General features: G+C 67.2%; 5 protein-coding genes and 1 pseudogene. 1 reads left to right on the top strand and 5 read right to left on the bottom strand.

Going from position 1 to position 10,863, the window contains the following annotated elements; translation table 11 throughout:
- Positions 1–217: 217 nt before the first annotated feature.
- From ACIPXB_RS31230 to ACIPXB_RS31220, 3 genes are all read right to left on the bottom strand, one after another.
- Positions 218–2,224 (bottom strand): Shedu anti-phage system protein SduA domain-containing protein, encoded by a 2,007-nt coding sequence (locus ACIPXB_RS31230; protein ID WP_401455286.1) that lies wholly within the window; start codon positions 2,222–2,224, stop codon positions 218–220.
- A gap of 135 nt (positions 2,225–2,359) precedes the next feature.
- On the bottom strand, positions 2,360–7,207 hold the full coding sequence (locus ACIPXB_RS31225; RefSeq protein WP_401455285.1) for a hypothetical protein: 4,848 nt from the start codon (positions 7,205–7,207) through the stop codon (positions 2,360–2,362).
- Positions 7,137–8,714, bottom strand: coding sequence for an AAA family ATPase (locus ACIPXB_RS31220; protein WP_401455282.1), 1,578 nt, complete (start codon positions 8,712–8,714; stop codon positions 7,137–7,139). The genes ACIPXB_RS31225 and ACIPXB_RS31220 overlap by 71 nt, the downstream gene beginning before the upstream one ends.
- A gap of 478 nt (positions 8,715–9,192) precedes the next feature.
- Here ACIPXB_RS31220 and ACIPXB_RS31215 point away from each other — a divergent pair.
- Positions 9,193–9,378: pseudogene (locus ACIPXB_RS31215) on the top strand (CorA family divalent cation transporter); the annotation flags it as partial.
- A gap of 189 nt (positions 9,379–9,567) precedes the next feature.
- On the opposite strand, the gene ACIPXB_RS31210 reads toward ACIPXB_RS31215, so the two are convergent.
- The gene (locus tag ACIPXB_RS31210) at positions 9,568–10,065 is read right to left on the bottom strand and encodes an RICIN domain-containing protein (protein ID WP_401455280.1); all 498 of its coding nucleotides are present in this window, start codon (positions 10,063–10,065) and stop codon (positions 9,568–9,570) included.
- Between the two features lie 101 nt (positions 10,066–10,166).
- Entirely contained in the window at positions 10,167–10,802 is a 636-nt protein-coding gene (locus ACIPXB_RS31205) for a hypothetical protein (protein ID WP_401455278.1), read from the bottom strand.
- Positions 10,803–10,863: the final 61 nt, after the last annotated feature.

Here is a 10,863-nt window from a genome sequence, read left to right as displayed (position 1 = left end):
TACCCGAGGCCTGGGCGACAAGGCCTACTCCAGCCGGGCGATCCGGCGCCTCCTGCGGCGCCGAGGCATCGCCGTCACGATCCCCGAGCGCCGCGTGAAGCAGATACGCACCCAGCGGCCGAACCTGGCCGTCCTCCCCATGGAGGCCTCGCCGGCATCCTGGCAGGCATCGTGGGCCCCGTGTCCGCGGACTCCAGCGGCTCCCCAGCGCGTGCTCTCAGCGGTCCTCCACGATGAAGCACGCCCGTTCGTAGAGTTCGTCGAATGTGATGACTTCGACGTCCTGAATGGACCGCCTGTACTGCTCGAAGGAGGTGATCTTCTCCGGGTTCGCCGCACCACGGTCGGTAAACTCGCTGAGGGTTCCGATCACCAGCACCTGCCGGGGGCGGGCGGTGGAGATTTCAATGTCGGTCGGGGCACCGTCGTCCTGGTAGAGCCTGTGCAGTTGTCCGGTGACCAGTCGTAGGGCCTTGTGGGCAGTTTTCTGCACCTGCGCCACGGCGCCAACGACCTCCTTAGAGACCTGGTAGACGTCCGGAGGCCGGTACGGCGCACTGGCCAACAAGGGGGTCATGTGGGTCTTGATCTCGCAGAGCAGCAGGCTACTGATGAAGCCCTTGGACCGCATGACGGCGTCACTACGCTTTCCCGCCCCGGTGAAAATGTTGGCGCCAGTCGTGATGCGCTCCAGTTTGCCGTCGTCGAGGGGTTCGCAGGCGACGAGGTTGAGGCCGTACCCGAAGATCCACGGGTTCTCCTCAAAGAAGCTCTGCCAGACCGCCTCCGGCCCTGCCACCTGGCCGCGCTGCTGCTCGAAGAACTCGTGACCATCCAGCAGATTCTTGAACCGCTGGAGTTGCGACTTGCGGTTGCTGATTCGCCGAATGTCCTTATCGGTGAGGGTGCCACCGATGGCGGTCCTGACGGCTTCGAGGAGGGTCCTGCGGTCCTGATCAGCGAGTAGGCGGGCCAACTCGGCCTCGTCGCCGACTGCCAGCCGTCGTCTGCCTCCTGGGATGTTCTCCAACCCAACACAGTTCTGGACGAAACAGATGACCTTCCAAAAGTTCTCGTGGACATCACTGGTGTCTACGAGCGCCTTGACGATCTGAGTGGTCTCGGTACCGGGTATAACCTCCATGACCGCTGCCCTCGCAGCCTTGGCCTTGTCCTTCTTCCACAGTTTGACCCTGGGCGAGAGGACACCGTCCTTGTTGATGAGGGTGACGTTGCAGAGTGTTGCCACCAGCGGCCGGTCGTCTAGGAGGAAGTCAGTGACCATCCGCCCCGTGTGGGTGTCGTAGAAGTAGGAGAATCCATCGCCTCGGACTTCAAGGTCGGTGAAGTCCCGGCATGTGACATCGAATTCTGTCGACGGGAAGCTGATGCGGAAGCCACGAACGACCGGGGGATTGGGCTGGGCCATCCGGCTCCTCCAGTCCTGCGGGATGGGCGGGAGCGGCACTAGACCACCCTCGACCACGAGGGACTGAACGTCTTCGCGCTGGAGGCGCGTGAGCACGGCTTGCAGCCGCTGCCAGATCGCGTCAGTGACCGGTTTGGCGAACGCGGGCAGAAGCACGGAATCCACTGTGAGAACAGCTTCGTACGTATCGGCCGTCCAACCATCACCAGGCATAGGGTGGTAGAAGCCGCCGTCACGGCGCAGCGTCAGGACTGCTGGGCGGAGCAAGTCTCGGGCAGCTTCCTCTCCGTCACGGTCGAGGAGGCTGTACGTCTGCCCGAGAACGAGGTCGAGTTTGCTGGTGTCGTCGTCATCAAGGGGAAGCGAGACCAGCGGTCCGGTGGCTTGTGTGGGGACCGGCCTGTAAACCGGCCGGCCCGACAGGAACTCGAAGGCTCGGAGGGTCCAGCCGTCGGGTCCAAGCAGGTGGTTCAGCCTGTCAGCACGTTGGGACGAGTGGTCGACGTCGGGCTGTGCTTCTGGGTGGACGAGCCGTGCCAGGAAGGCGAGAAGCACCTCGTCTGGACCATCCAGGAGTTGGAAACGCGGATCTTCGAAGATCCAGTCGTCGAGCCAGTCCAACGGATTGTTGACTCGGTGCTGGAGGATGTCGTCACGCGCAGTCGTGAACCTGGAGTCTGTCGACGCCAAGTTATCCAAGTCGTACAGGCTCTCCAGGAAGTCGATCTCGTCGAGCCGTCCCCACCAGGGGCCGCCTTCGCCTCGCAGATAGTCAAAGATGCCGCGTCGCGTCACCGGGGTGATCCTCGGCGTACTCCGCGGCGCAGGGGAAGGTTCGGACTGAGTCATGCACCCAGGATGGACGTTCTTCGGTCCACCACGGGGGCTGTTGGAGACTCTTGAACCTCATGATTTCAATGGGTGCCGGCGTTATGCAGAGCTCCCGTCTCTCTTCTCCTCTCCCCCGTACCCCAGGCGCATGACGAAGTCCCGAATGACGACGGGTGCAGGCGCCCGTTCGGATAGGACTTCGAGCAGATCGGGGCGAATCACGACGGCACAGCCGGTCGTCCGTGGCCAGGCCAGGTGGTAAGAACTCCTTTCATACTCGGTGCGCCAGCAGATGAGCCGGAGAGCCGGTCCGCCGTCGTCCTCGAGGGTCAGGGGAACCCCGGGCCGCAGGCTCAGCGCGGCACGGAGCCACCCGCCAGGTGTCAGCGTGAGGTCGGGCAGTCCCAGACCGTGAGCAGCATCCCCCGCCGCGAGCATGTCGCGGTCCACGCCAAGCAGCGGAAGGCCGCCTTGTGGAAATCCCGGAAGAGGCTGTCCCGGCCCCTCGGCCCATTCCTCAAGGTCACCGTCCGAGAGCGGAGGAACGCCCAGGTGCCCCTGGCTCCCGCGACCCAATACCTCCGGGCCCGAGAACCTCAGGCTGACCAAGCCAATCGTCTGACTGTGTGGCGACAGGAACCTACGCCTCTCCACGGAACCGAGGATGTACCAGCCGGTCAGCGGCTGGCCGCTCAGGACCTCCGCTTCCGCCAAAGGCCGTACGGAGACGGTCTCCGCACATGCTTCGGCCGCCGAGCCGACCGGATCGTCCGGGCCGGGCGGTATCCGAAGGCTGGGGCGTGGCCAGCGCGCTGCCTCAAAGGTCAGGGAGACAGACGGACTGTCCGTTAGCGCGGTGGCCAGTCGGTCCTCCCAAGCACGCGGGTCGGACACTCCCAGTCCGGCTGAGAGCCGGTGAGCGCGGCTGCCTGCCGCCGTCCTCTGGACCGCCTCTTCGACTGCCTCCTCGGTGGCCAGGTAGGCGTCTGGCAGCAGTTGTTCGTCGGCGCCGCGGTAGGCACGGAGCTGGGCCGTGCACCTGCCCTTCGTGCGCTCGCTTCCAAGCCTGCGGCGGGCGTCGGCCAGGACCGCCCGGGCCAGCCCCGGCTGCAACTGCTCGGCTTCGTACAGCCGCGCGCCGGCCAGTTCTCCTACGAGCCCTTCCAGGGTCTGATCGTCCCCGCCGTCTTCCACTCCGGAGGATGTCCACAGGCTGCTCGGATACTTCAACGAATCCGGATTCGAAGGCCCAATGGGGATGTCCCCCGCGTCAATGAGCAGTCGTCGCGCAAGAGCCCTGACGGTGAGCAGAGGTCCTCGGGCCAGCGCTTCGAGTGCTTCCTGGCAGTGCTCCACGACGGGTCGGCTGGCCGCCCCCTGCTCCTCGAGCAGGCACAGCAGCCAGGTCAGGGTCGCCGAATCGGACGCATGCTCCAGCACTAGGGCGACAGCGGGTGCCGCTGTCTGCGGACGCAGAGAGACAAGGGCCCGCGCGGCGATCAGCGACCTCCGCTTCGCCTCGCGTCCCGCATGGGCCAGCCCCGCCAGCGCTGCGGTCGCGAAGGCGCAATCCAAATTCCCGCGTACAGCTGCGCCAGTGTCCCGGCTAGCAGCGTGGTAAAGGTGATCAGGATCGTCGCTGTCGTGGACCCGGGGTGCCCTGCCCTCGATCACCGCCGCCGCTTCGTCCCACAGCGCGAACCCCAGATCAAGGGAGCTGTGCTCGGGCAAGCTGACGGCTTGGCGGATGAATGCGAGGATCAGCGCCTGCGTGACACCGTGGGTACCGTACCGTCCGGTGCCCACGATGGCTTCCGCCTCTTCTGCGACGATGCGGAAGGTGAGGGCCGGATCGATCTGCGCGGCTCTGCTCAGGGCGTCGAGGGACGTCTCCCCTCCGAAGTTCAGCCACCCGCCCTGCCCGCGTGTCCGCACCCAGGTCAGTGCGTATGCTTCGGCGGCCAAGCCGTCCTGGCCGTGCCGTTCGAGTCCCTCCGCGATCTGGCGTAGGAGAAGAGGGCCGTCGCGGAAGTCGAACGGCCCAGCGATGGCCCGCAGGACTTGTGCGGCCTCATCGGCACGCCCTTCGCTGGCGAGGCCGAGCAGCCGATAACCGACGAGGTTCGTCATGCAGTCGAGGTCCTGCTGTGGTGTACCGGCGCCGTAAGGCCGCAGACGCCATTCCCTCAGTGCCCGGATCAGAGCGACAGGACCACTGGGTACGGGTGAAACGACCAAACCGGCCAGCAAGTCTCTGGCCCTGGGTGGCCGCGTTGGCCTCGGCGGACCGCTCCGGCGCCCGGAGTCCCTTGCGACCGGCAGGTCGGGAAGGGACTCGATGCTCGGGGCACCGGCAGATTCGGCCACGTTGTTCAGCGCCGCGACCCGTCGCTCGTCCAACGCCTTCATCTCGTCACCGTTGGAGGAGTCGTAGCGCACCTGTCGCTCGTCCGCCCGGCTCAGTGCAGAGCGGAGCAGCTCAGACACCCCATCAGGTATCGAAGGGCCGGCCGTCCGCACGAGCCGCTCCAGCACCCCCGCGTCCCCTTCCAGGAGCGGGCTGTCCAGCGTGAGGCGAAGCGCCGTTGCAACAACCGGATCGGCATCGTCCCTCCATCTGTGCCAGAGGTCCTCGCGCGCGCCGTGGAGGAGGTCGTTCGGGCCGTTACAGTCGCTGAGGAGCCCGATGGCGGCGAGCTTGGCGAGAGCCCCAGGATCTGCCCCGGCCAGTACACTCCACCACCGCGGCCGCGCAGCGCGGGTCTCCTTCCCGTCAGTGTGGAGGACAAGGCGTTCACACAACGACTGCAACTGCGCCACCCGTGCCCTGCCACGGGCCGGGTCGGCGGCGACCAGAGCGGGCAGGGGGTCCAGGACCTCGTAGATGGTGATGTCCTTGTGCCAGCCGTAGGCCGCTAGGAAGCGGCAGGCCTCCAGCCAGCGTGCCTCCGCCCCTGCGGGATCGCCTGCGGCAAGGGCGAGGCGCGCGTGGATGAGGAGGTACCCGGCCAGGTCGCTGTAGTAGCGTCCGCCGGCCTGGTACTCGAACTCGCTCCGGATGGCCTCGTCCACACTCGCCCTCCGTGCGGGCGTCGCGTGCTCGACGGCGATCGAGAGGAGGGCGTCGGTGGGCAGCGGACCGCCGAGTTCACCGCGCAGGGTGGTGCTGGTTCCCCGGCTAACGTCGGTGAGCGTGTCCCATGCCTGCGACCAGTCCTCGTCGGACACGAGCATGACTGCCCGGCGTACAGTCCCCTCGACAAGCGGGTGGATCGCGTAAAGGTCACAAGCACGCGGATTGCCTGCGAACGGCCGGAGATCTCCAGTCAGGAGCCTCAAGGCTTCCACCGCCAGACCCGACCGAAGGCCTTCCGCCGCGGATTCGGCGCGTACTAGGGCGATCGCGAACCGCAGCCAGCAGGGGTACCAGCCGGGCCCTTGGACGAGCGCCTCCGCTGCGCCCAGCACCACGGGATCGGCCCCCGCCCCAACCGCCAGCGCATCGAGCCACTGGGCAACTGTTTCAGGACTCCACCGGACGCGCTCCTGCTGTACGTCGCGGGTAAGGGAGAGCAGCACATCGCGCCGGGCTGGGGACCCGGCTCCCGCCGAGTCTCTGGCAAGGTCGTCCGCAGAGGCCCCCAGCGCCAACAGCCGGTGCGCCGTTCCGGGCAGATACCCCAGGCTGGCGGCCTTCCGGGCCCACTGTGCTGCGCTGTCCGGCTGTCCGGGGACCGCACCGGTAGCGATCTGCTCGGCGAATGCGAGACACATCGCGCCCCCCGCTGCTAGTCGCGGTACCAGGCCGGTGACAGCATCGGCTCCCTCGGTGTCGAGCAGCACCTTCATGACGACATCGGCCGCTGCCTGGTCACCGTGCTCATCGAGCCACTGGGCAACCGCGTCCGGCGACACTGGTCCGCCGAGTCCGTCCTGCCCCGACCCCTCCTCTGTTTCCCGGCACGCCGCGGACAGGCGCAGTCGGCCGCGCAGCCAGGCCAGACTGACGGCCCGGTCGGAGTCTTCGCCGTATGAGGTGTTGTCGGAATCCTCCTCGTGCTCGAGTGCCGTCATGTACGCGCGCCAGGGTGCTACAGCACCCGCCGCATCGAGAGCCGCGCACATCTGCATGCCCGCCCGGGCAGGCATGACCGTCCGGCCATCGTGGAGGAGCCGGTCCGCCATGGTCTGGGCCCCGATCAGGGCAATCGGTACGTCGACGAAGTCCACCAACACTGAGTCGTAGCGCTCGCCCTCGTATGTATCCGCTGCCCGGGCGAGCTCGACGCAACGCACCACGAGCGGCCAGTCGCTCGATCTGGCGGCGCAGCGCAACCCCGTGGCCAGGTTGTCCCTGATCGCCGAGGCTGGGAACGCGGCCGAGACGGCACGGGCAACGAAGTCCCGGCCAATGTGGCCGAGCACCTCTGTGTCTCGCCCAGCCTCGGCGAGGATGCGCAGGAGTCGGCGGAAGGCTCTCGGGTCCTCGAACAGTCCCTTCCCGGACAGCCATGTGGCGATCAGGTTCAGCGTTGAATCCAGGGCGCCGTGATGGCCCTCGTACCCCAGGCGCAGGTAGCGGGCAAACGACTCGTGGTAAACCCGGACTTCGCCGTGCCCGGTCCGCTCAGAGAGCACCGGAGCCAGGACCTTCAGCGCGCCGTCGATCCGGTGGCCCCGGTCCGGAATGATCTGCCCGAGCTCGTCTCGGGTGACCGGCATGCCGAGAAGGGCGATGATGTCCGCGACGACATCCGCTTCGGCGCCGAGGGTCTCGTAGAGGTGTGCGTAGTAGTCCTCTAGTGAATCGCGGTACGGAGGGAGTGCCCGGATGGTCGCCGCGGCGTTCGTGACAACCTCAGGGCGGAGAGCGACCTCACGACAGAGGTACGTCGTGTACAGGGCGTTCCCGTAGCGCGTGAAGGAAATCCGTGACGTCCCGGGCATCGGTCAGGAGTGCCTCGGTGCTGCTTCCCGCCCTCGGGATGAGCCCAAGCCGCTCGGCCATGCTGCAGAATTCTTCCGGCGCGAGCGGCGGTACGGCTAGGGTGGCCGCCCCTGCCTGCCTGAAGGGGGCGAGATGGGTCCCAGGCTGGCTGAGGACGATAAGCACGCTGCCAGTCGGAAGCGGCAGCGAGCTGAGTACCTCGGCGAGCGCCAGGGATGGGTCCGCTCTTCTGGTCCTCCCGCCGCGTACACGGGTGACGTGGTCCAGCCCGTCCACGATGAGGGCCACCCTCCGGGCGGGATCCTTGCGTAGGGCGGCCGTCACCGCGTTGGTCAGCGCCTCTTCGTCAGCGGCGAACCGCGGGCGCTGTTCGTGGACAAGTCTCGGATCCGCCTCGGCCAGCCGGCCGAGCAGGCTACCGAAAACCGCTTCGGTCATCACCCGGGTCAGCTGGTCACCGTCGGCGTCGCCCAGGTAGCAGTAGTGTTCGGCGACCAACCATCCGTCACAGGTGAGCTGTTCAACCAGTTGCTGGCATGCCCAGGACTTTCCCTGCCCCGGCGGGCCGGTCACCAACAGAACGCCCCCATCGGCTGCGGCGGTACCGGAAGCCTCCACCAAGGCACCCACCGCATCGGGCCGCGCTACTTCCAAGGTCCGGTCGACGGGATGCGCACGACGGACTGCGCCAAAGTCCTGACGCAGCTGAGCCCGGCGTAGTAGCTCCTGCGACGTGACTTCGATGCCTCGCTGACGAGCTGCCCGTACCGTGCGGATCAGCGCCTCCGCTACGTCGACGGCCGAGCGCCCCTCGTTGGGGTGGATCCCCGCGCCGAGTTCGCGGCGCACCCGTTGGAGAAGGAGCTGCTCGGCCGCCCCCGGCCGCTGGAGGTCCATCGTCATGGGCGGCGCGGCAAGCTCCACCACCAGGTGCTCGCAGAGCCACTCCAGGTCCTCCCTGGACACGGCCGTGTCACCTTCAGTCAGAAACCCGAATACGTTTCCGGCCTTGCGCTTGCCCTTTGCCGGCAGCTCGACCCCCTTCCAGAGGGCCGCGGCGTCGAACCGCATGAGCGTCGTGTTCATTCCCGCCAGGAACGGCGCGTCGGACGCGCGTGCGGGCACCATAACCTTGCGCAGTACGGCATCGTCCGGTGGTGCGTCTCGCATCACGATGCGCAGCCGGACCGTACGCGCGGAGGCCCCCGGCCCGTCACGATCGGCGACGGCTGCCGCCACGAGGCGATCCAGCTGCAGTCCACGGCTGTCTGACGTGAACGTGCTGTAAGCGAGGGGGTGATCGTCGTTGTCCGAGTGCTTGAACTGGGTTCGCTCACGGCATCCGTCCACTCCGATGACTGTGAGGTCGTCGAAGCGGTCGTCCGGCACCAGCTTCTCGTCGACGTGCACGGCGACGATGCCGCCCAGTGGCAGATCCACCAGGCGACAGGCCTCTAGCAGATCCTGGTACTCGTACCCGCGATGCGCAGCAGTCAGGTCACCCATGTCGTGAGCATTATCTCCGGCCGGACCCTACCGGAGGGAGAAGTTCCGAAAGTTACGAGGCGACCTCTGCAGTCGGGGCAGGAAGTCAGGAGTCCAGCGAAGCCTGTGCATGCTCTGCCCCAAGGAACCACTGCCGCCACCGCTGGTCGACACCAAGGCCGAAAGGCACCCCGTCATGAAGGGCCGCCACACCCAACCTCATGCACCGCCAAGCGGCCGCCCCGCTCCTGCCTCGCAATTACTACGCCGCGTAGCCTGCCTTGACGCGAATCACGGGGTCCCGACAAGCGGCACTGACCCTTCGAGGACCACCTCCGCTGGGGAGAATCTGGGGAGAATAGAGCCACGTTGGGGAGCGGCTGGGGAGGATCGGCCGCATCAATGAGCAGCATCGCGAAAGGGCCAGAAAGAGGGATCGCCGCAGGTCAGAGCACCTCTCCAGTCGATTTCTGCAGGTCAGCGACCCGAGGGTGACGACTTCAAGAAGATCTCCTCCTGGGCCGCCATCCTCTTCGCCCCCACCCTGGTCGGCACCATCTACGGCATGAACTTCGAGACCATGCCGGAACTCCACTGGGCGGGCGGCTACCCCTTCGCGATCCTGCTGATGGCGGTGGTCTGCGTCAGCCTCTACGTCATCTTCAAGAAGCGCGACTGGCTGTAGGCCAGGGCCCACCACGCCGACCGGATTTCCGATTGCCGACGCATTCGAGAGGCCGCTCCAGCCCCGCGGGTGGCGCTTCCACGCCGGTCGCGTGTCCAGGCGGACGCGATCCTGGCCGCCGCGAGGCCGGTGTCCGGCCTGGTCTGGCCGGCGGCGCCCCCGCCGCCAGAATCGCTGCCGCCTACCCGCTCAGCGCCAGGTCTGGTACGGGCTCTTCTGGCTGTGGGTCCCGCACGGGAAGGTACGGAGGTGGTGGGCCGGGCTGTCGTCCAGGCACAGGCCGGTCTGCTGGTTCTTCAACTCGACTGCCCCGTCGGGGTAGCGGTGCACGATCCAGCTCTGGTCCTTGGCCTTGTCGCACGGATACGGCGTGACCTTGCCCCCGGGGCTGTCGGTCAGGCACCTGCCCGTCTTGATGTTCCGCAGTTCACGGGTGCCGTCGGCCCACCGGTGGACGTTCCACTTCTGGTGGTCGTTGCCCAGGCAGGTGTACGTACGGATCCCGTGCTCGCTGTCGTCCAGACAGGCCGACGTCGCATCGTTGCGGAAGCTCTGGACGCTGTCGAGCGCGCTCGTCGGTGCCGCGTCGGCCTCGTGCGTGGCGGTGGCCGTAGCCAGGCCCGCGGCGAGCAGCACGCACGCGACAGTTGCCCGGAGCCTCTTCGTGGTCGTCGGAACGGTGTTCATGACTCTCTCCTCGGTCGATGGGGAGGGGGTTCTGCGGATGGCTGCGCGGGGCGGGGCACCACCCCGCCCCGCGCGGACGGACGGACGGACGGATGGACGGATCAGCCCACGATGTTGACGGGCCGGTAGGCGTGGTAGCCGTCGCGGCCGTTCACCCCGTAGGAGTGCTGCTTCCAGCGGGTACCGACCCCGCCCGCCTGCTCGTAGGACTTGTAGGCGGTGTGGGCGTTGTTGGCCCAGCCGTCGAAGATGACCACGTGGCGGTTGTTGGGGTTGTTGCTGTTGGCCTTGATGACCAGGTCGCCGGGGGCCAGGTTCTTCATTGCGATCCGGCGCGTGAACCCGTCGTTCTTCAGCGAGACGGTGTTGGGGCCGGGCTTCGACAGTCCCAGCGCCATGGAGACGTAACCGGAGCAGTCCTGCCGGTATCCGTCCTTCCACCGCTTGTTCTGGCTGTAGGGGACGGGGCGGCCGTTGTTCGCGGTCAGCCAGGTCTTCGCCCGTGCCAGCACCTGGGCGCGGGTGATACGGGGAGCCGCCTGGACTGCGGGGGCCGATTCGGCCTGCTCGGCCCAGGGCGCGAGGGCACCGCCCACCTCGGCGGTCGCCCACGCCGCGGACGCAGCGGATACGGAAGGAGCCGCAGGCGCGGACGGCGCCGTCAGGACGACGGACCCGGCGCACAGGACCGCTGTCAACGCCGCCATACCCCAACGGCGGGTGGTCTTCTTGGACATGTGGATTCTCCTGTTTCTGTGTTCTCGCTTGTGGCTGATGGAGGCGCCGGTCCACGCGGCC

Source organism: Streptomyces sp. NPDC090022 (genome assembly GCF_044748145.1).
Taxonomy (GTDB): Bacteria; Actinomycetota; Actinomycetes; order Streptomycetales; family Streptomycetaceae; genus Streptomyces.
The sequence above is the reverse complement of the archived record's forward strand: the minus strand, read 5'-3'. Positions and strand labels throughout refer to the sequence as shown.

Bases quoted from the DNA above. Each gene is read 5' to 3' on its own strand.
- ACIPXB_RS31210 (WP_401455280.1), bottom strand. From the start codon at position 10,065: ATGAACACCGTTCCGACGACCACGAAGAGGCTCCGGGCAACTGTCGCG.
- ACIPXB_RS31220 (WP_401455282.1), bottom strand. From the start codon at position 8,714: ATGGGTGACCTGACTGCTGCGCATCGCGGGTACGAGTACCAGGATCTG.
- ACIPXB_RS31205 (WP_401455278.1), bottom strand. From the start codon at position 10,802: ATGTCCAAGAAGACCACCCGCCGTTGGGGTATGGCGGCGTTGACAGCG.
- ACIPXB_RS31225 (WP_401455285.1), bottom strand. From the start codon at position 7,207: ATGCCCGGGACGTCACGGATTTCCTTCACGCGCTACGGGAACGCCCTG.